We start from the raw sequence: 19,376 nt of genomic DNA on the forward strand, positions 1-19,376 counted from the left end.
GGGGGGTTTGTTTCGGGCTGGGGGCCACGGGGCGGGGGGGGGGGGGGTTTGGGTTGGTTTACCCTCTCGTCGGGCCCCCCCTGTGGGGGGGGGGGGGGGGGGGGGGGGGGGGGCCCCCCCCCCCCCCGGCCCCGGCTGAACGTCCGCGGGCGGCAGGCGGACTCGCCGCGCGAGCAGGCTCAGTTGGTCGCCAGCGCGTAGGCCAGGTCGGGGACGAACTGCCCCGCCCGCGCCGCGCACCCGTCCGCCTCGCCGGGCGGCTTGACCCACAGCAGCGCGTCCACGGCGTCGTCCCCGGTCGCGAGCGTCGGGGCGGCGCCCAGCGCGCGTCCCGAGGGGTCGCACCACTGGCCGTTGGAGCCGTTGCCGTTGCGGCTGGTGTCCACGACCAGGTTGAGGTCGGGGTCGCCGAGGGCGGCCAGGATCTGCTTGCCGTACGCGACTTCCTGGGCCGTGGTGCGGAAGTTGGAGACGTTGGTGAACACGCCGTCCGCATCCGCGACCCCGGAGGCCGCCAGCCGGGCGGCCTGGTCGCCGGGGGAGTGCCAGGCGGAGTGGCCGCCGTCGAGGTAGACGTGGGTCTGCGGGCCGGCGGCCTTCAGGGTGGTGACGGCCTGCCGCAGCGCCGCGTGCCGGGCGTCGCGTCCCGCCTGGTCGAGGCAGTCCTCCAGGGCGAGCGCGTCGGTCTCCAGGATGATCACCACGGGGTGGTCGCCGACGCCGGCCGCGATGAGCCGGATCCAGTTCTGGTACGAGGGCAGGTCGGGGGCACCGCCGGAACTGGCGCCGCCGCAGTCGCGGTTGGGGATGCCGTAGACGGAGAGCACGGGCAGGGAGCCGCCCGCGGCGGACATGTAGCCGGCGACCTCCTGCTGCACGGTGCCGGGGTTGTACTGGGAGAGCCAGCGGGCCTGCGGCTGGGAGGCGATCCGGTCGGCGATGACCGGCTGCCGCCAGTCGCCGGGGTTGGCCGCGGTCCACCGCCGGACCTGGGAGTCGGGGTCGACGTACAGGGGGCCGGGCAGTGCGGCGGAGGCGTGCGGCTCCGCCGCGGGGGCGGCGGTGGCCGCGGGGGTGAGGCCGGCGAGGGCCAGGCCGGCGCCGAGGAGTCCTGCCAGGGTGGTGCGGCGCCATCGGCGCAGGATGCGTACGCGCATGGTGGTCCGTCCTTGTCGCGTCTGCCGGAGACGGGTGGGGTCCCCGGGTGGGAGGTGTGCCGGTTTTGGGAGCGCTCCCATGCGCTGCCGGAGCATAGTGGCGGACCGCCGGGTTGGGAACACCGCCCGCGCGCGGGCCGGGGTTGCGTGGGACGTACCTCACGGCGGGAGGCCCGTGAATTCCGGGTTACAGTCGACCGGTGAACGTGGGAGGACCCGAGGACGGGGCCGTCGGCTGCCCGCTGACCGCCGTCGCCGCCAGGTACCTGCCCCGGCTGTCGGAGTTCGCTTTCGAGCCGGGGCTCGTCGCGGCCGTCGACCAGCACGCGGCCGCCGTACGCGATGCGCTCGTGCCCCGCCAGCGCCGCCCCTGGCACGACCTCCTGCCGCAGCGGATCGAGCGCGTCTGCGCGCCGCAGCGGATGCGCCGCGAGGATCTGACGGACTACGTGGTCGGGTTCACCGACGTGCTGGCCGAGAGCGACTGGCGCGAGCCGGTCGGATACGACTTCGCGGTGCTGCGGCTGACGGCGGTCTGCTGGCTGATCCGCGAGTACGACCTCCTGTCCGGCTGACCCGGCGAAGTCCCCCCGTGCTACTCCCCGCCGCACAAGCGGGTGAACGCGGACCGCCGCCGGATTGCGCTGTCCGGTAGGTCCCGTATCGTCACGAATGCCCCCGTGACCAGGAGGGACCGTGCCCGAACCCCAGCCCGTGCTGGCCCCGCCCGCCACCGCCGCGGTGTTCCTCGTCGTCACCGTCGCGCCCGGTGGCGAGGACACGATCCGTGACGTACTCGAAGACCTCCCCGCCCTCCAGCGCGCCGTGGGCTTCGGCGCCCCCGACGACGACCTGACGTGCGTCGCGGGCATCGGCGCGGCCGTCTGGGGCCGGCTCTTCCAGGGGCCGCGCCCGGCCGGGCTGCACCCGTTCCGCGAGCTGGCGGGCGAGCGCCACCGCGCCGTCGCCACCCCGGGCGACGTGCTCTTCCACATCCGCTCCCGGCGTATGGACCTCTGCTTCGAGCTGGCCAGACGGCTGCGCGCGCGGCTCGGCGACGCCGTCGCGGTCGCGGACGAGGTGCACGGCTTCAAGTACTACGACATGCGCGACCTGCTCGGCTTCGTCGACGGCACCGAGAACCCGGTCGGGCAGGCCGCGGGCGCGGCGGTGTTCACAGGCCCCGAGGATCCGCGGTTCGCCGGCGGCAGCTACGTGATGGTGCAGAAGTACGTCCACGACCTCGAAGCCTGGGAGGCGCTGAGCACCGAGGAGCAGGAGCGGGTCATCGGCCGCACCAAGCTGGGCAACACCGAACTGCCGGAGGGGGTGCAGCCCGACGACTCGCACGTCGCGCTCAACACCATCACGGGTCCCGGCGGCGAGGAGCGCCAGGTCGTACGGGACAACATGCCGTTCGGCTCCGTCGGCGACGGCGAGTTCGGCACGTACTTCATCGGCTACGCGAGCGAGCCCGGGGTGCTGGAGGAGATGCTGGAGAACATGTTCCTCGGCCGCCCGCCCGGGACGTACGACCGGATCCTGGACTTCTCCACGGCCGTGACCGGCTGCCTGTTCTTCGCCCCCGCGGCCGGCTTCCTCGACGACCTCCCCGGCCTGCCCGCCGCCCTCGGCATGGCGGCCACCGCCGTTTTGGACCCCGTCGCCCCGGACCCCGTACCCGACCCGCAGGGCGCCGGTGACGGCTCGCTGGGGATCGGCGGCCTCAAAGGAGCACCCGCACGATGAACAACCTGCACCGCGAACTCGCTCCGATCACCGAGGCGGCCTGGGCGGAGATCGAGGAAGAGGCCCGGCGCACCTTCCGCCGCCATGTCGCGGGCCGCCGCGTCGTCGACGTCACCGGGCCCGAGGGCCCCGAACTGGCGGCCGTCGGCACCGGGCACCTGGAGGAGATCGCCCCGCCCGCGCCCGGCGCGACCGCGCGGCTGCGCGCGGCGCAGTCGCTGATCGAGCTGCGGGTGCCGTTCACCGTGAGCCGCGACGCCGTGGACGACGTGGAGCGCGGCTCCCAGGACTCCGACTGGCAGCCGGTCAAGGACGCCGCCCGCACCGCCGCGTTCGCCGAGGACCGGATGATCGCCGACGGGTACGCGGCCGCCGGCGTCGAGGGCCTGCGCACGCGCAGCTCGCTGCCCGAGCTGAGCCTGCCCGCCGAGGTCCGCGACTACCCGGACACCGTCAGCCGGGCGCTCTCCGCGCTGCGGCTGGCCGGCGTGGACGGCCCGTACTCGCTGCTGCTGGGGGCGGAGGCGTACACGGCGGTGAGCGAGACCGCGGACCACGGCTATCCGGTCGCCCAGCACATCTCCCGGCTGCTGGACGGCGAGCTGATCTGGGCCCCGGCGATGACCGGCGGGCTCGCGCTGTCCACCCGCGGCGGCGACTTCGAGCTTCGGCTGGGCGAGGACCTGGCGATCGGGTACACCGCGCACGACGCGAAGACGGTGCAGCTCTACCTGCACGAGACGCTGACGTTCCTGACGTACACGGACGAGGCGATCGTCGTCCTACGGGCGTGACGGCCGGGCGCGACGGGGGCGGGGACGACGTCCGCGACGACGATCGCGACGATGTCCGGGGCGACGACCGGGGCGACGGTGCGGCGGACCGCGGCCGGGGGCACCACCGGGACCCTCTGCTCGCCTGGCTGCGCGTGGTGGTACCCGTCGCCCTCATGGTCGTCCTGTACTTCCTGCTGCCCCTGCACCTGCTCGGTACGCAGACCCCGGTGCTGAGCTGGACGCTCTTCGCGGTGGCGCTCGGCGTGGTCACCGCGCTGCTGCTCCGCGAGATCCGGGCGGTGCTGATGGAGGTGCCGCATGCCCGTCCCGGCGTCACCATTCCGCTGCTGACGATCGCCTCGCTGCTCGTCTTCGCCGCCGCGTACAACGGGATGGCCAGGGGGTCGGCGGAGTTCCACGGGCTGCGGACCCGGGTCGATGCGCTCTACTTCACGGTCGCGACCGTGGCGACGGTCGGATACGGCGACATCACCGCGCGCGGCCAACTGGCCCGGATCCTGGTGATGGGGCAGATCATGTACAGCTTCGTCTTCCTCACCGCCGCGGCTACGGCGCTGAGCCGCCGGGTGCGGCGGGCGCTCGGCGAGGGGCGGAGCGGCGGCAGACGGCACGGCAAGGGCAGGCGGCGCGGCGGGGGGCGGCACGGCGACGGGCGGCGCGGCGGGGGGCGGCAGGGCGACGGGCGGCGCGGTGGCGGTACGGGGCCGGGCGGCCGCCGGCCCGGCCGGGGCACGGAGCGGGGCTGAGGCCCCGGGGGCGTTCACCCGTACGGCCGTCACGGGATCGTCCGCCCGCGGCCCCGGCGTGATGCTGGGACTCCTGGCCACCCCCCCCGGCGGCCCTCGGTAAGGAGTGTGTTCCGATGACCACCCCCACCGCCTCCTCCCACGGCACCACGCCGTCGAGCCCCACCCCACCGAACCGCGGCGGCAGCCCCTGGGCGACGGGAGGCACGGTGTTCGCCGGGGTACTGATGCTCGTGTACGGCGTCCTCGCCGTGCTCCAGGGCGTCGCGGGCATCGCGCACAACGACGTCTACGCCCGGCAGGGCGACTACGTCTACAAGTTCGACCTGACGACCTGGGGCTGGATCCACCTGATCCTCGGCGTCGTCGTCGCTCTGGCGGGCCTGGGCATTCTCATGGGCAACGAGTGGGCCCGGCTGCTGGGCGTCGCGCTGGCCGCCCTGGCGGTGATCGCCAACTTCGCCTGGCTGCCGTACCTGCCGGTGTGGGCGATCGTGAACATAGCCATCGGCATCTTCGTGATCTGGGCGCTGTGCACCGACAGGTCCCGGTCACTCGTCTGAGGCTTCGCGGGCCGCGGCAGCTCCGGCGGCGGGCGCCTCCGCTTCCACGCGGAGGCGCCCGCTCCGGCTGGTGCGGTGTGACACCTTTCCACGTGGCGACGCTGAACTACGGGGGCCCCGACGTGTGGAGGTGTGAACCGTCAGCGCCGCAGACATGAACAACGGTTTCCACGAGCCGGCCCACCGCGCCGCCGATCTGGTCGCGTTTCTCCGCGAGCGGTACACGGAGCAGCGCAGGACCGCCGTCGAGCAGCGGCTGCAGCACTGGCAGCGGGAGGTCGCCGAGCTGAACGCCAAGCAGGCCGTCGTGGACAACTGCGAGCGGTGGTCCCTCATCGCCGGCGAGGTGGGCCGCAGGGTCGCCGAGCGGTCCGCCGCCGGTCTGGGCGTCGAGCCGGCCGAGGCGCTGGAGGCGGCCCGGCTGGACGGCTGCGCGACCGCGATGATCCACGTCGTGGCGACGCTTGCGCTGCCGTACCAGCGCCACCCCGGATACCGGGAGGCGTGGCGGCCGCCGCCGGGGCCGTGAGGGCGGCGGGGCGCGGGGTGCGCCGAGGGCGGTGCGGGGCCGGCCGCCCGGGGCGCGGGGTCAGCCGCCGGAGCGGCCGAGGAGGGTGCGTACGCCCGCGGCGCTCAGCGTCAGCGCGCCGGGACTGCCGGTGTCGATGGTCAGGTACACCTCGTCCGACGGCCAGGCGTTGGCCAGCAGCACCAGCGGCAGCTTGCGGTACTTGTCGACGGAGGGCAGCGCGTACCCCATCCGGGACTCGGAGGTGAAGACGGGCACGAGCCGGTCGCCGTTCGGCTGCTCCATCACCGGCAGCATCATGCTCTCCTCGGCCCCGGCCCGCTCCTGCTCCGCGCCCTCCTCCGGCCGGTCCGGTCTCTCGTCCGGCACGGGCACGAGGACTTCGCTGTGGGCCAGCGCGTGCAGCGCCGCCGGGTCCTTGGCGTCGGTCGCCAGTGCCTCCAGCGCCCGCTGAGTGGTCGAGGGGTCGCTCCCCTGCGGTGCCTCGGTCATGGTCCTTCGCTTCCTCCGGTGTGCCGCGGCGCGCAGTACCTTTCCGGCCAGCCCGCGGCATTGCCTACCCCGTACAGCGTCGAACGCGCCCCCGTTGTCACTCCCGGACGGGTGACGGAGCGGTTCCGGGTGTGCGCGCCGCCGGGAGGGACCATAATCCGGCGATGGGCGACCCCGGGGGCCAGGCACGATCCGATCCCAGAGCCGGTCACCGGCTCGCGCTGCACACCGCCGCCAAGAGGTTACGGGCGGAGTTCCAGGGGGTGTTCGGCGAACAGACCATCGAGCGGTTCCTGTACGGCGCGTACGGGGACATAGCGGTACGCGGCGCCCCGCCGGACGACCTCCCGCGCCTCACCGAGCGCTACGCGCGCCGCCGGCTGCACGCGCTGGCCCGGGTGGAGGGGGTGAGCGGCGACGGACGGCCGGTCGTGCTCTTCCTCTGCGTGCACAACGCCGGGCGCAGCCTGATGGCGATGGGACTGATGGCCCGGCTGGCTGGGAACCGCGCGGTGGCCTGGTCGGCGGGCTCCGCACCCGGCGCCTCGGCCAACGCGGCGGCGGTCGCGGTGATGGGGGAGCGGGGGATCGACATCTCCGGGGAGTTCCCCACGGCGTGGACGGACGAGGTGGTCAGGGCGGCGGACGTGATCGTCACGATGGGCTGCGGGGACGCCTGCCCGGTGTTTCCCGGCAAGCGGTACGTGGACTGGCCGCTGGCCGATCCGCGGGGGTGGGCGGCGGCGGAGGTGCGGCCGCTGCGGGACGAGATCGAGCAGCGGGTCCGCAAGCTCCTCGCGGACCTGGGCATACCGCCCCGCGGCTGACGTCGGCGTACGGCCGCGCCCACCGGTTCCGTACGTCCGCCCGGGCGCGCCCGCTTCACCCGAAGGGCGGGCGGTGGCGCGCGTGTTGGTCTGCGGGCCCGACGCCCGCCGTGCGGATCATGGTGGGGCCGCCGACCGCCGAGCGCGAAGGGCCCCCACCGTGACGCGAACCCGCACCGTGACGCGAACCCGCACCGTACGCACGGCACTTGCCGTCCTCGCCGCCGCCGCAGGGCTGGCCGGCGGCCTCCCCGCCGCGGCGGTCGCCGTCGGGCACCCCGACCCGGCGGCCCACCCCGCGGCCGTCCGCCCGACCCACCCCCCGGTCGCCGGCGCTGCATCCGCCGGCCCTGCACCCGCCGGTCGTGCCGCCGTGCCCGCGCCCGCCGTGGGCGCCTCCCTGCGGGCCGCGCCCGTCTGCACCGGCGAGCGGCTCGGTGACGCCCGGCTGGGGCCCGAGCACCTGCCGGGCCAGTGGGAGCCGCGGGTGGGCCCGCTGCTCCAGGGCTGGCGGCCCACCGGTGCGCTCACGCCCGCCGCGTTCCTGGAGAAGTACTGGACGGGTCCCGCCCAGGGCGGCACCTGGAAGTACCCGCCGCACGACGGCTTCGCCGAGGTCAACGGCGCCGTCGACCGGGAGGCGACGCGGCTGGAGGCCGGGCGGTTGCTCGACCGCTTCGGCTCGGAGTACGGCGGCTACCTCGCTCCCGCGGGCGACCGCTACGCGGAGCGCGCGCTGCCCCCGCAGAACCTCAACACCCGCGACCCCGGCGCGCCCTGCGACTACCGCGTCTACCAGGTCACCAAGCCGTTCTGGGTCTGGCAGGGGGCGGTCGCGCCGTGGTTCGAGCAGCCCGGCGGGGGCGAGCAGATCAAGCTGGACCCGGTGTTCCTCGACCCGGGCGAGGGGCAGCGGCTGAACGTCACCTGGCTGCTGGAGCACGGCTACCTGGCGCCCGCGTAGGGCCTGGCGCCCTGTGACGTGGTGCCTGGGTGACATGGGGCGGTGTGACGTGGTGTTCGGGCGTCAGTCGTGCTCGGAGACGAGGACGGCGACCGTGTCCGGCGCCAGTGCCTCGAAGACGTGCGGGACGTCGGCGGGGTACGAGGCGTAGTCGCCCGGCTCCAGGTCGACCGGCTCCTCCGCCACGCCCACGCGCGCGTGCCCGCTGCTGACTATCACGTGCTCCACGACGCCGGGTGAGTGCGGATCCGAGCGGCGCGGGGTGCCGGGCTGGACGGTGACGAGGTAGATGTCCCGGCGGGCGTGGGCGGGGGAGGAGGCGAGCAGCGTCGCGGCGTAGTCGGCGTGCTCGGAGGGCACGGACGGGCCCTCGCCGCGTCGTATGACCTGCACCCGCGGGCGGGGCGGCTCGACCAGCCGGGAGAAGGGCGCGTCGAGCGCGACGCTGAGCGCCCACAGGGTCTCCACGCTCGGGTTGCCGGTGCCGGACTCCAGTTGGGAGAGCGTCGACTTCGCGATGCCCGCGCGGCGGGCCAGCTCCGTCAGGGTCAGCCCCGTACGGCGGCGCTCGCGCTGGAGCGAAGCGGCGATGGCGTCGAGGGGGGCTCCGCCGCTCGGGACCATGACGCGCTCCGTTCGTTCTGTCGGTCGCTTATTCGACTTGACGAACAGAGTAGCGGATGTTCAGCATGGCAGCCATGCGTTCGATATGGCGAACCCTGCGCGGCGACCTCGCCCGCGACATCGCGCTCGTCTGCGCCGCCGACACCCTGGTCGGCGTCTCGTTCGGGGCCATCGCGGTCGGCGAGGGGCTGCCGCTGTGGCTGCCGGTGCTGCTGTCGGTGGTGGTCTTCGCGGGGGCGGCACAGTTCATGTTCGTCGGCATCGTCGCCTCCGGCGGCACGGCGCTGGCGGCGGTGGCGGCGGGGCTGCTGGTCAACGCGCGGCACGTGCCGTTCGGCTTCACCGTCGGGGACGCGCTGGGCGGCGGGAGGCTGCGGCGGCTCGCCGGCAGCCATCTGATGATCGACGAGACCGTGGCGTTCGCGCTGGCCCAGCGGGATCCGGTGCGGCGGCGGGCGGCGTACTGGGCGTGCGGCGTGGGGCTGTTCGTCTGCTGGAACGCGGGGGTGGTGCTCGGCGCCCTGGGCGGTACGGCGGTGAGCGACACGGACGCCTTCGGGCTGGACGCGGCGTTCCCCGCGGTGCTGCTGGCGCTGGTGCTGCCGTCGCTGCGCGAGGCGGGTACGCGGCGGGCGGCGCTGGTGGGGTTGGGCGTCGCGCTGGCGGCGGCGCCGTTCCTGCCGGCGGGCGTGCCGGTGCTGCTGGCGCTCGCGGGGCTGGCGGTGGCGGGGGCCGGCGGCGGCGAGGCGGCACGGGAGCAGAGGAGCGGTGCGGTGGCGGAGGGCGGTCCGGTGGGGGGTTCGGTGCCTGAGAGCGGTGTGCATGAGGGCGCTGTGCCCGGGGGCGGCGGGTCCGGGGGCGGTGTGCCGGGCGGCGGTGACGACGAGCCCGGGGCCGGTTCGTATGACGAGGAGCGGGTGCGGTGAGCACGACGACCCTGGTGCTCGCCGTCTTCGTGCTCGGCGCCGGCACGTTCGCCTTCCGCGTCGCCGGCCCCGCGCTGCGCTCGCGCGTACGTCTGGAGCCGCGGGTGGAGCGGCTGATGACGGTCGCGGCCATCGTGCTGCTCACCTCCCTGGTCGGCACGCAGGCGCTGCTGGACGACGGCGGCTTCGCGGGGGTGGCGCGGCCTGCGGGCGTGGCGGTCGGCGGCGTCCTGGCGTGGCGGCGGGCGCCGTTCGTGGTCGTGGTGGTCGCCGCGGCGGCCACGGCGGCGCTGCTGCGGCTGATCGGCGTGAACTGACCGGCGGTCGTCCGCCGCGCCCTCCCGTGCCGTACGGGCCGCGGGTGCACCGGCAGTCCCGGCCGCGGGTGTCAGGCGGGGTCGAGGGGACCCAGGAGCCAGCTTCCGGCGGAGGCGGGGTCGTCGTCGAAGTAGTAGTCCCCGATGGCCGCGAGCAGGTCGGCGGTGGTGACGCGGCCGTCCCCGTCGGTGTCCAGCCGGCGGAAGACCTCGCGGGCGTCGTGCGCCGGGAGGTTCATCAGCGCGCCCGTCCAGCGCACGTGCTCCTCCTGGTCGAGCGAGCCGTCGCCGTCCGCGTCGGCGATCGCCATGATCGCCTCCAGGAACTCCCCGTACCCCGCGGCGAAGTCCTCCGGCGTCTCCAGTAGCCCGGCGGCGAACGCCGCCGCGTACTCGGCCCGGTCGACCCGCCCGTCCCCGTCTGTGTCCGCGGCCCGTACGAGCCGCTCCCACACCCCGAGGCACAACTCCTCCACCCGGAGCCGTGCCGGCGAGTCGGGGCCGTGGCCGAACTCCTCGCCCAGTTGCCGGGCGGCGCGCTCGAAGTCCGCGCGGTCGACGTAGCCGTCGCCGTCCGTGTCGTACGTGCGGAAGCGCCGCGCGAGCTTCCGCGCCAGGAACGTCGATACCTCCACGAGCCGTCCTCTCCGCGGGAATTGCCGCCGTCCACGACGCTACGGCCGGTCCGCCGGGGCGCACAGGGCGCCTGGACGGGCGCACGGTGGCCCGGAGACGGATGGGGAGCCGACCCCTTTACGGAGAGTGATGAAGCATTTACGATAAGTACGTGACGGCGCCGAAGGACGGCGCGGACCGACGTCACCGGCCAGGGAAAACCGGGGGGTTGCTCGCATGGCAGAACCACTGTCCGCCGCCGTCGTGCTGCGCGCGCTGAAGCGCGAGGGGCTGGCGATCGTCGAGCACGGCGAATGGCGCACGCACAATCGCAACCACATGGGCCCGTGGGGCCCGGTGCACGGCGTGGTCCTCCACCACACGGCCACGTCCGGCACGGACGACAGCGTCCGGCTCTGCTACCGCGGCAGGCCCGACCTGCCGGGCCCGCTCTGCCACGGCGTCATCGACAAGAGCGGCCGCGTCCACCTCGTCGGCCACGGCCGGGCGAACCACGCGGGGCTGGGGGACGACGAGGTGCTGCGCGCGGTGGTCGCCGAGCGGTACGGGGAGCGCCCACCGTCGCCCAACGAGCAGAACACCGACGGCAACGCGCGGTTCTACGGCTTCGAGTGCATCAACCGCGGCGACGGCGAGGACCCCTGGCCCGACGCGCAGTTGGAGGCCGCCGAGCGGGCCTCGGCGGCGCTGTGCCGGGCGCACGGGTGGCAGGCGAAGTCGGTGATCGGCCACAAGGAGTGGACCAACCAGAAGATCGACCCGGTGGGCTTCGGCATGCCGGGGATGCGCGAACGCATCGCGAAGCGCCTGGCAGGCAAACCGGAAGGCGAACCTGCACCGGAGCCCCCCGACTCACCAACCCCGGCACCCTGAGCCGGCCCACCGCACGCGATCGCCGCCCGCACGATCCGCAGAGCCCGGGCCGGCCCGGCTCACTTCACCTGACCCGGCCGACCCATCCCGGCCGACCCACCCGCTCATCCGATCCGTCCGCCACCCCGTCCCTCGGGAAGCCTCGCCGTGCCGTGCCGGTTGCCTCTGGCAGCAAGTCCGCCAGCCACCCAGCGGAGGCACCGTGACCGTACCGCCCGCCGATTCCACCGAGCCGCTCGTCGTCCGGGACCTGCCCGCGCCGCCCCGGCTGGTCCACCGGGCGTGGACGGAGGCGGACCTGCTGGCGCGGTGGATCGGTCCGCGGGGCTACGCCGTTCCGCGCGACACCGTCACCGTCGAGCCGTACGTCGGCGGGCGCTTCGACTACTGCATGGTCGCCGCGGCCGGCAACACCCACGACGACACGACCGACCGCGACCGCCACTGGCTCCGCAACCACATCACCGAGCTCGCCGCCCCCCACCTCCTCGTCCTCACCTCCGCCCCCATGCCGGAGTACGGCACCCCCGCCCCGGTCACCACCCGCATCCACCTGACCCCGGCCCCGCCCGGCACCCGCCTGACGTTCACCCGCCCCTACCCGCCCGACCGCCGCCCCGCGGCCCGCGCGACGTGGACCACATCGTTCGACAACCTCGAAGCACTCCTGCGCACCCTCACCTGACCCGGGCCGGTCGGGGCCATCGTCAGCAGGTACGGCGGTAGGGGACGCCGGGGAGGTGGGTGCGCCACTCGACGGCGGTGAGACCGCCGGCCGCGCGGCCGCAGACGTCGTCGGCCCAGCGCCGCGGCTCCAGCGCGCGCCGCTGCAACGGCACCCGCGGGGTGGCCACCCCGGCCGCGGCGGCGGAGAGGGTGGGGGGCGGAGTAACCGGCGCGCCCGGACAGCTCGCGGTACGTCGGCGCGCCCGCCTCGTGCCGCAGCATGCGCAGCATGTACGCGAACCGCTGCACCGGTCCGGCGGCCGGATCCAGCGCCTTTTCCCGGCGACCCATCGCGTTCCCACCCCCCTTCCACGCTAGCCGAATTGATAGGCCGGTCGAGTGGGGGCTGCCCATCAAACGGGTGGCCGCTGGATTCCGGGGAGTCCTGTCCTCCCTGCCGCCGGAGCCCGCCATCGCCACCGTCCAGCACCGCAGCCTCGCCCCCGCCCCCGACGCGGAGCCGCCTGGCCACCGCCCGGCCGCCACCGCCCTCGCCGAAGCCGTCCGGGCGCCGGGCCGCGGCGTGGCCACCGCGCCCCTCGTCCTCGCGCCCGCCGCGCTCGCGCTCGTCCTGGGGCTGTGGGGCCTCGGCCGGCAGGGCACGATGTGGCGCGACGAGGCCGTCACGTACGAGATGGCCCACCGCGACCTGACCGCGCTGTGGCAGACCCTGCCGCACTTCGACGCCGTGCACGGCCTCTACTACCTGCTGATGCACGGCGTCTTCGGCCTCTGGGACGGCGGTCTCCTCGCGCTCCGGATGCCCTCCGTGCTGGCGACGGCCGCCGCCGCGGCCGGCGTCGCGCTCCTCGGCCGCCGGCTGGCGGGCTCGCGCGCGGGGCTCGTCGCCGGGCTGGTGTACCCGCTGGTGCCGGACGTGCAGCGGTACGCGCAGGAGGGCCGGTCGTACGCGCTGGTCGCCGCCTGCCTGGTCTGGGCCGGCTGGCTGTTCGTCCGCGCCCTCGACGAGCGCAGCCCCCGGCTCTGGGCCGGCTACGCAGCGCTGATGCTGGCGGCCGGTCTGCTGCACGAGTTCGCGGTGCTCGCGATGGCCGCCCACGGCGTGACCCTGTGGCTGCGGCGCCCGGGTGCCGCGGCCAGGCGCGGCTGGTGGGTGGCCGTGGGCTGCGTCGCGGTGGGGCTGGCGCCGCACGCGGTACGCAGCGCCGGGCAGTCCGCACAGGTGGACTGGATCGGCATGCCGGGCCCGGTCGCGCTGCTGAAGTACGCCGCGATCGTGGTCCTCGGCTTCGGGCTCGCCGGGTTCGTCCCGCGTGCCTCGCGGCGCCTCACGCACTTCGCGCTGCCGCTCGCGGTCCTCCCCGGCGCCCTGCTCCTCCTCGCGACGCCGCTGCGCCCGCTCTACGTCGACCGCTACGTCCTCTGCTACGCCACCGGCCTCGCGCTCCTCGCCGGGGCGGCGCTCGACGCGGCGTTACGGGCCGGGGTGCGCGACCCGGCCTGGGACCGCCATCCCGCCACCGGCACCGCCGCCCCGGCGGGGGCCGCCGGACCGCGTACCCGGCGGCGCGTCACGGCCGTGGCCGTGGTCGCCGTCCTCGTCGCGCCGCTCCCGGCGACGTTCCACCTGCGTACGCCCGCCAGCCGGCTGGACGACGTCTCCGCCGTCGCCCGCGCCGTCCAGGCGCAGAGCAGGCCCGGCGACGGGCTGCTGTTCCTGCCCGCCCGACGGCGCGTGTGGCTGCACGGTGCGCCCGGGGCGTACGACGGGCTCGTCGACCTCGCGCTCGCCGCACCCGCCGCCGACTCCCGCACCCTGTACGGCGCGGAGCTGCCCGCCGCCCACATCCGCGCCCGGCTGCTGGCCGCCGACCGGATCGTCGTGCTGCGCGACCCGCCCGGGCAGCCGCTCGACGCCGAGCCCGGCGAGGCGGCCAAACGCGCCGTGCTGCGCGAGCACTTCACGGAGTGCGGGAGCAGCAGCGTCCGGGGCGCCCGCGTCTCCCTCTACGCCCGGTCGGGGCTCTGCCGCACCGGCTCCGCGTCCGCTGAGGGCCCGTCCTCGCGGTTCCCGTCGCGCCCCTCGTCGGCCCCGTCCCCGTCGTTCTCCTCCGAGTAGCGCGGCCGCGGCACCGTCGTGCGGACGAACTCCACCTCCGCGTACGGCGGTGTACGCAGCCACAGCCGCCGTCCCACCGCGAGCCACACCACCCAGCAGAACGCCACCAGGCCCGTCAGCCCCACCAGCGTGTTCGCCAGGAACTCCGTCACCGGCGGATGCTCCACCGTCGCCTTGTCGACCCAGTACGGGCCGCCCCACTTCCAGTCCATCGGGGCGTCCTCGGACGTCTGCGCCCAGATGGTCCAGGCGAATATCCGGCACGCGCCGTACAGGAAGTAGGCGTGGTAGAGCGCCAGCAGGAAGCGGTCGGACAGGCCGACGCGGTGGCGCAGCCAGCCCCAGGCGGGGTCCGCCGGATAGACGTGCTGCTTGAAGTACTTGGCGGTCAGCGAGCGGTAGTTGTACGCGAGCATCGCCAGCCAGAACAGGTCCCAGGCCAGGCCCAGACTTCCGTAGTACGCGGCGGCGTCCCCGTAGCGGCCCTCCTGCGCCGCGTACGCCCACATGCCCGTCGAGTAGTGCTGGTCGGTGAAGGGGAAGAAGAGCATCACGCCGACGCTGTCGAAGCAGTCGGTCAGCACGTGCGCCCACTGGCCGATCAGCAGGCCGAGCGCCCACTCGCGGCTCTTGAAGATCAGCAGCACGGCCAGCGCGAGCACCACGCCCCACGCCAGCGTGTGGGTGAAGCCGACGCCCGGCCAGCCGCGGTGGTAGTCCCAGGCGTTCTCCGGCTTGAAGGAGAAGCTGCCTATCTCGAAGCCGTAGACGGTGCCCTTCGTGCCCATGTCGGGCAGGAAGCAGCCGAGGAGGATCGCCAGGTACGAGACCTTGACCTTGGTGTGCTTGTGGAGGATGTAGCTCTCCAGCTCATGTGCCGCCCAGCTCACCGGTCTTCCCCCTTGCTGCCCCCGTCGCCATCGCCGTCGCGGCTGCCGGCCGGGTTGTCGTCCTCGGGGTGCCGCCGGGCGCGTACCTTGTCGACGGCCCAGCCGGTCAGGAGGATCGCCACGATCGCGACCACCGGGCCGCGGGTCCAGGTGAGGATGCCACGGGTGAAGATCGCACCGCCGGCGACGAGGGCGATCACGGCCGCCGCGTAGCCGGCGACGTCGCCGGCGCGGGTGCGGCGTACGGGCCGCAGGAACGCCGGGCGGCTAGGCACGGGAGGTCACTCCCGCGGTGCGGCCCGCCCGCCCGGGGTGAGCCGTCCGTATGCGTACGGGCCCGCCCCCGCGTCCCGTTCCGCTTCCGCGTACGGCTATGCCGTCGCGTATCGCGCCCTCACCGTGCACCGCGCCCCACCCGTTCCGTCGTCCGCCGGCGCGGCTCCCGGCCGCGCAGGCCCCCCTCGGTCGTCCGGGATCTTACGGGATGGGGCACGGTGCCCGGCATTCCGGCGTCAGCTCGCGGGCCTGGTCTCGTAGACGAGCAGCTCCGTGCCCGCGGGGGAGGCGCCGTCGTCGGGCGCCGCCCACATGCGCAGCCCGTCGCCGCTCAGCGCCTCCAGCAGCACGGGGTTGCGGGTCGCCACGTGGCCGCCGGTCGACCAGAGCTGCACCGGCACCTCGTGCTCGATGTCGAACGTGCGCAGGTCGACGGTCGCGATGCCGCCCAGCTCGAAGTCGGCGCCGGAGGCGTTCTTGAAGCCGGTGATGCCGGTGCAGAGCATCTTGCGGGAGTCGGCGTACGCACAGTCCTGGTAGTCGACGAAGTGGCTCTGGTTGGTGCGCCGCTGGATCTGGCGGCCGTGCCGGTCCCAGGTGTAGAGGGTCCGCGAGCCCCACGACACGCCGTGCACCATGCCGGTGCGCGGCTCGGGCACCACGCCGCCGACGTGGTCGTCGACCCGGAACTCCTCGGTCACCTTCAGCGTGCGGACGTCGACGCGGTAGACGACGGCGGCGCTGTTGGGCCGGTACTCGGCGACCGGGACCCAGACCGAGCGGCCGTCGGTGTCGATGCCGCCGGGGTGGTACATGTCGCCCTCGCCGAGTGTGATGTCCTCCAGGAGCCGGCCCTTGAGGTCGAGGACGAAGAGGTGGCCGACGCCGCGGCCGGGGCTGCGGTCGTAACCGTCGACGGGCTCCGGGTAGCGCACCGGCGGCTCGACGACCTCGACGCTGGAGAGGAACAGCCGGTCGCCGACGCGGGTCATGCCCTGCGGGTGGTACGTCTCGAAGTCCAGCGGCAGCTTCTCGACCAGCTCCCACTTGCTGTTGCGGTCCAGCTTCGCGACGGCCTCGACGACGGGGGCGTCGCGCTCCGGCCGGTGGTCGCCGCCGGGCCGTGCGGCGGGGGCGGCGGAGGCGGCGACGGTGCCGAGCAGGGCCGCGGCCAGGGCAGTGACGCCGAGCGTTCTGACGTACCTCATGTGCATCGATCCTCTCCCTCGCGGGCCGGCCCGGCCGGCGGGGTGCTCCCCGCGGCGGCCGCCGGCCGGCGCCCGATGATGGCGAGGCCATCCTGCCCGTACGTGGCGGCGAGGCAATCCCGCGGCGAACAGCGGGACACGGCGGCGGAACGGGCCGAGGGGACACCGCGACCGGACACAGGGACAGCACACGGCGACAGACAGCACACGGCGACAGACAGCACACGGCGACAGGACACCGCGACGGGACGCGGTGACCGGACGCCGTGAGGGGGCACCGCGCCGCCGCGGGGAGGGGCGGCGGCGCGGCAGGTGACACGGCGACGGGACACCGCGCCGTCCGCGAATGTCCCGCCGCCGCGGTCCGGGTGCCCCTTCTTCAGCCGGCCATGCCCAGCACCGTCAGCGAGTACGGCGTGAAGCCCAGCCCCATCGTCCGCGTGACCTCGAAGCCGTCGCTTGCCACCTCCGCCTCGATCAGCGAACCGGTGAACGGATCCGTGACGTACACCGACTCCTCGCCCGGCGCCAGCGCCGCCTGGTTCTTCGTCCAGTCCGCCGAGACCTCGAACGGCTCGGTCACCTTCGAGGAGGCGACGACCTTCGCGCCCTTCGGGTCGACCCCGTGCAGCTCGCCGTCCGCGGTGAGGGCGAGGCCGCGGTCCCAGTACGGGTCCCAGGTGAACGCGGCGCGGGCGGCGGGCAGTTCGACGCGGCGCATGGTGCCCTCGCCGAGGTCCAGCGCGGCCATCGCCTCGTCGCCGAAGGTGCCGAGGACGGCGTCGCCGCTGTGCCCGGCGAAGGAGCTGACGCGCTCCTCCTCGCCGCTGCCGGCCGGGTTGGGGATCTTGTCGGCGGTCCACTTGCCGCCGCCGCCGCGCTCCAGCACCAGTACGCCGTCCAGGCAGCCGAAGAGCAGCAGGCCGTCGCCGACGGCGTGTTCGCCGTGGAGTTCGGGGCAGTCGCGGAAGGCGGCGAGTTCGCGGTTGTGCGCGTCGTGGACCCGTACGCCGACGGGCAGGTCCTCCTCGGTCCTGCCGGGGATGGTGACGGCCATCTCGCCGTTCTCCAGGGTCACGGCGACGCCGTGGTGCGGGCCTGCCGCCTTCAGTTCGCGCTCCGGTTCCGTGCTCGCGTCCTCGGCGCCGACGTGCAGCACCCGGGCCGTGCCCGTGCCGTCGTCGAAGACGGTGACGTGCTCGCCGTGCGGCACGGCGTGCGAGGGGTACTCGCCCTTCAGGCCGCCCAGGAGCCGGGGGCGTTCGTGGTGCGCGTCCTGGTGGCCGCCGTGGTCCTCCCAGCGGATGCCGGCGTCCAGCAGGTGGGTGACGCCCTGCTCGCCCTGGGGGAGCAGGACGTGGGTGTCGTCCTCGGTGCGTACGGGCCTGGACTGGCCTTCGACGCGCAGCGTACGCACCGTGCCGCCGTCGGCGAGGCCGATCACGCGGACGGCGCCGGAGCCCTGCTCGGTGACGACGGCGCGCAGTTCGGGGGCGCCGTGGGCGGTCTTCTCCGCGGGCCAGCCGGAGCGGTCGGCGCCGCCCTGCTCGCCGCCGGCCGCGTCCGACGCGCGGCCGGCGCCGGGCTTTCCGCCGCCGTGGTCGTCGTCGTTCTCCGCACACCCGCCGGCGAGCACGAGGGCTATCGCCGCGACGCCGGCGGCGAGCGTCTTCCTGGTCTTCGTAATGACAATCATTTTCATGACGATAGCAGGAGTGTGCGCGGGCGTCCGTCGCAGGGGGTGCCCGCGGGCATGCGAAAGCCGGCGGCCCCACCCAGCGGGGCCGCCGACCGGTCTCGCGGTTCGGCGCGTGCCGTGGCTCGGCGCGTGCCGAGCCGTGGCTCAGCGCGCGCCGTGGTCCGGCGCGCGTCGTGGTGCGGTGTGCGCGGTGCTCAGTTCGTGTCGTGGCTGCCGTGGGCGGGTGCGCCGCGGGTGGGCTTCATCGCGTCCGCGTTGTGCGTTCCGGCCACCGTGCCGTTGGGGTTCGTCACCACCAGCAGGCCCGCCATGCCCATGTCCGCGTGGCTCTGGACGTGGCAGTGGTACATCCACCGCCCCGAGCCCACCAGTTCGCCCGCGATGAACTGGAAGCCGAACGAGTCGCCCGGCCCGCATATCTTGTTGTCGATGATCGGTGTCTGGTCGTCCACGCTGGTCAGCATGCCCGTACGGTTGTCCGCCCAGCGATGGCCGTGGACATGGAACGTGTGGTAGAACTCGCCGTGCGTGATCATGATGATCTCGCACCGCTCGCCGAGCGTGGCGGTGAAGTCGGGCCCGTGCCCGGTGACGTTGTTGATCGTGTTGTCGTTGAAGACGATCACGAACTGCTTGTCGGGCAGCTTGTCGCCGCGCCGGCGGACGATCAGGCCGCCGTACAGCCCGCGCTTGACGCCGCCGGAGCCGTGCGGGGTGCCGACCGCGTGGTCGTGGTAGTGCCAGTAGCCCGCGCTGCCCGGCTGGATGGTGCCGTCGCGGCGGGTGCCGGCGGTGTGCGAGTGCCAGACGTAGTTGCGCGAACCGCCCGGTGGGACCGCGCTGTTCGTCATCGGCGTGCCGTCGTTGTCGATGTCGTAGTCGACGCCGTGGACGTGCAGGCTGGCCTCGACGTCGAGGTTGTTGACCAGCTTGATCATCATGCTGTCGCCCTCGTACATCTCCAGCAGCGGGCCGGGGATGGAGGGCTTGCCCGGTTCGAGGCCGTAGCCGAGCTGGCCGTCCGGCATGGCCTCGGCGTACATGGTGATCCGCTTGATCTCGCCGAGGGGCTGGGGTTGGGGTTTGTCGTCGGACGCCGTGACCGTCGCTCCCGAGGTGGACAGGGCGACCGGGGTCGCCAGTGCGGCCGCGGCCGCACCGCTGGTGAAGGACCTTCTGGAAAAAGCGTTGCGCGGCATGGTGGCCCCCGCCTTCTCGCGCGTTTGTGACTCGTCCCTGACAGCCGCTCATGGTAAGGGCTTGCGGAGGCTTTGCCCATCCTCAGGACAAAGTTCGA

At 74.4% G+C, this 19,376-nt stretch carries 22 protein-coding genes and 1 pseudogene; 13 read left to right on the plus strand and 10 right to left on the minus strand.

The genetic code is table 11. The features are described 5' to 3' along the window. Positions 1–179: 179 nt before the first annotated feature. The gene (locus ACFYVJ_RS34265) at positions 180–1,157 is read right to left on the minus strand and encodes a glycoside hydrolase family 6 protein (RefSeq protein ID WP_388900263.1); all 978 of its coding nucleotides are present in this window, start codon (positions 1,155–1,157) and stop codon (positions 180–182) included. A 200-nt stretch (positions 1,158–1,357) separates the two neighbouring features. Here ACFYVJ_RS34265 and ACFYVJ_RS34270 point away from each other — a divergent pair, with 200 nt between their 5' ends. The 6 genes from ACFYVJ_RS34270 to ACFYVJ_RS34295 all read left to right on the plus strand — a co-directional run bounded on the left by ACFYVJ_RS34270 (position 1,358) and on the right by ACFYVJ_RS34295 (position 5,541). After that, positions 1,358–1,732, plus strand: a complete 375-nt coding sequence (locus ACFYVJ_RS34270) for a DUF6401 family natural product biosynthesis protein (RefSeq protein WP_101424687.1) — start codon at positions 1,358–1,360, stop codon at positions 1,730–1,732. Positions 1,733–1,853: 121 nt separating this feature from the next. Beyond that, the gene (locus ACFYVJ_RS34275; RefSeq protein WP_388900266.1) at positions 1,854–2,906 is read left to right on the plus strand and encodes a Dyp-type peroxidase; all 1,053 of its coding nucleotides are present in this window, start codon (positions 1,854–1,856) and stop codon (positions 2,904–2,906) included. Continuing rightward, a complete protein-coding gene (locus tag ACFYVJ_RS34280; RefSeq protein WP_388900269.1) occupies positions 2,903–3,700 on the plus strand; it encodes a family 1 encapsulin nanocompartment shell protein in 798 nt (265 codons plus the stop codon). Before ACFYVJ_RS34275 ends, ACFYVJ_RS34280 begins: the two co-directional genes overlap by 4 nt. Next, positions 3,697–4,449, plus strand: coding sequence for a potassium channel family protein (locus ACFYVJ_RS34285; protein ID WP_388900272.1), 753 nt, complete (start codon positions 3,697–3,699; stop codon positions 4,447–4,449). Before ACFYVJ_RS34280 ends, ACFYVJ_RS34285 begins: the two co-directional genes overlap by 4 nt. 116 nt (positions 4,450–4,565) lie before the next feature. Continuing rightward, positions 4,566–5,012, plus strand: a complete 447-nt coding sequence (locus tag ACFYVJ_RS34290) for a hypothetical protein (RefSeq protein WP_388900275.1) — start codon at positions 4,566–4,568, stop codon at positions 5,010–5,012. Between the two features lie 154 nt (positions 5,013–5,166). Beyond that, on the plus strand, positions 5,167–5,541 hold the full coding sequence (locus tag ACFYVJ_RS34295; RefSeq protein ID WP_388900277.1) for a DUF6221 family protein: 375 nt from the start codon (positions 5,167–5,169) through the stop codon (positions 5,539–5,541). A gap of 60 nt (positions 5,542–5,601) precedes the next feature. On the opposite strand, the gene ACFYVJ_RS34300 is transcribed toward ACFYVJ_RS34295, so the two are convergent. Beyond that, positions 5,602–6,033, minus strand: a complete 432-nt coding sequence (locus ACFYVJ_RS34300; protein ID WP_388900280.1) for an SseB family protein — start codon at positions 6,031–6,033, stop codon at positions 5,602–5,604. A gap of 164 nt (positions 6,034–6,197) precedes the next feature. On the opposite strand from ACFYVJ_RS34300, the gene ACFYVJ_RS34305 reads away from it, so the two are divergent. Both ACFYVJ_RS34305 and ACFYVJ_RS34310 read left to right on the plus strand, forming a co-directional pair. Beyond that, positions 6,198–6,860, plus strand: a complete 663-nt coding sequence (locus tag ACFYVJ_RS34305; protein WP_388900283.1) for an arsenate reductase ArsC — start codon at positions 6,198–6,200, stop codon at positions 6,858–6,860. 178 nt (positions 6,861–7,038) lie between these two features. Continuing rightward, positions 7,039–7,824, plus strand: a complete 786-nt coding sequence (locus ACFYVJ_RS34310) for a TNT domain-containing protein (protein WP_388900331.1) — start codon at positions 7,039–7,041, stop codon at positions 7,822–7,824. A 63-nt stretch (positions 7,825–7,887) separates the two neighbouring features. Here the strand turns inward: ACFYVJ_RS34310 and ACFYVJ_RS34315 are convergent, their stop codons facing one another. Continuing rightward, positions 7,888–8,448, minus strand: coding sequence for a helix-turn-helix domain-containing protein (locus ACFYVJ_RS34315; RefSeq protein WP_388900286.1), 561 nt, complete (start codon positions 8,446–8,448; stop codon positions 7,888–7,890). A 74-nt stretch (positions 8,449–8,522) separates the two neighbouring features. On the opposite strand from ACFYVJ_RS34315, the gene ACFYVJ_RS34320 reads away from it, so the two are divergent. After that, a complete protein-coding gene (locus ACFYVJ_RS34320; protein WP_388900289.1) occupies positions 8,523–9,374 on the plus strand; it encodes an AzlC family ABC transporter permease in 852 nt (283 codons plus the stop codon). Beyond that, positions 9,371–9,691 (plus strand): AzlD domain-containing protein, encoded by a 321-nt coding sequence (locus ACFYVJ_RS34325; RefSeq protein ID WP_388900292.1) that lies wholly within the window; start codon positions 9,371–9,373, stop codon positions 9,689–9,691. The genes ACFYVJ_RS34320 and ACFYVJ_RS34325 overlap by 4 nt, the downstream gene beginning before the upstream one ends. Before the next feature lie 71 nt (positions 9,692–9,762). On the opposite strand, the gene ACFYVJ_RS34330 is transcribed toward ACFYVJ_RS34325, so the two are convergent. Beyond that, a complete protein-coding gene (locus ACFYVJ_RS34330) occupies positions 9,763–10,326 on the minus strand; it encodes an EF-hand domain-containing protein (protein WP_388900295.1) in 564 nt (187 codons plus the stop codon). Between the two features lie 217 nt (positions 10,327–10,543). Between ACFYVJ_RS34330 and ACFYVJ_RS34335 the strand changes: the two are divergent. Together ACFYVJ_RS34335 and ACFYVJ_RS34340 are read left to right on the plus strand one after the other, a co-directional pair. Beyond that, positions 10,544–11,191, plus strand: a pseudogene (locus ACFYVJ_RS34335) (N-acetylmuramoyl-L-alanine amidase); the annotation flags it as partial. A 211-nt stretch (positions 11,192–11,402) separates the two neighbouring features. Further along, positions 11,403–11,885, plus strand: coding sequence for an SRPBCC domain-containing protein (locus tag ACFYVJ_RS34340; protein WP_388900298.1), 483 nt, complete (start codon positions 11,403–11,405; stop codon positions 11,883–11,885). Positions 11,886–11,907: 22 nt separating this feature from the next. Here ACFYVJ_RS34340 and ACFYVJ_RS34345 read toward each other — a convergent pair whose 3' ends face one another. After that, on the minus strand, positions 11,908–12,039 hold the full coding sequence (locus ACFYVJ_RS34345; protein ID WP_388900300.1) for a hypothetical protein: 132 nt from the start codon (positions 12,037–12,039) through the stop codon (positions 11,908–11,910). Between the two features lie 248 nt (positions 12,040–12,287). Between ACFYVJ_RS34345 and ACFYVJ_RS34350 the strand changes: the two genes are divergently transcribed. Then, the gene (locus ACFYVJ_RS34350; RefSeq protein WP_388900302.1) at positions 12,288–14,006 is read left to right on the plus strand and encodes a glycosyltransferase family 39 protein; all 1,719 of its coding nucleotides are present in this window, start codon (positions 12,288–12,290) and stop codon (positions 14,004–14,006) included. Here the strand turns inward: ACFYVJ_RS34350 and ACFYVJ_RS34355 are convergent. The 5 genes from ACFYVJ_RS34355 to ACFYVJ_RS34375 form a co-directional block, all read right to left on the minus strand. After that, positions 13,895–14,896, minus strand: coding sequence for a metal-dependent hydrolase (locus ACFYVJ_RS34355; RefSeq protein WP_388900305.1), 1,002 nt, complete (start codon positions 14,894–14,896; stop codon positions 13,895–13,897). The two genes, ACFYVJ_RS34350 and ACFYVJ_RS34355, sit on opposite strands and share 112 nt — an antisense overlap. Next, positions 14,893–15,171, minus strand: a complete 279-nt coding sequence (locus tag ACFYVJ_RS34360) for a hypothetical protein (RefSeq protein ID WP_388900308.1) — start codon at positions 15,169–15,171, stop codon at positions 14,893–14,895. Before ACFYVJ_RS34360 ends, ACFYVJ_RS34355 begins: the two co-directional genes overlap by 4 nt. 237 nt (positions 15,172–15,408) lie before the next feature. Continuing rightward, entirely contained in the window at positions 15,409–16,380 is a 972-nt protein-coding gene (locus ACFYVJ_RS34365) for a DUF6454 family protein (protein ID WP_388900310.1), read from the minus strand. 379 nt (positions 16,381–16,759) lie between these two features. After that, positions 16,760–18,076, minus strand: coding sequence for a hypothetical protein (locus ACFYVJ_RS34370; protein WP_388900313.1), 1,317 nt, complete (start codon positions 18,074–18,076; stop codon positions 16,760–16,762). Positions 18,077–18,273: 197 nt separating this feature from the next. Beyond that, the gene (locus ACFYVJ_RS34375; protein WP_388900315.1) at positions 18,274–19,278 is read right to left on the minus strand and encodes a multicopper oxidase domain-containing protein; all 1,005 of its coding nucleotides are present in this window, start codon (positions 19,276–19,278) and stop codon (positions 18,274–18,276) included. Positions 19,279–19,376: the final 98 nt, after the last annotated feature.

The sequence above is a fragment of the Streptomyces sp. NPDC004134 genome (assembly GCF_042874195.1).
Classification (GTDB): Bacteria; Actinomycetota; Actinomycetes; order Streptomycetales; family Streptomycetaceae; genus Streptomyces.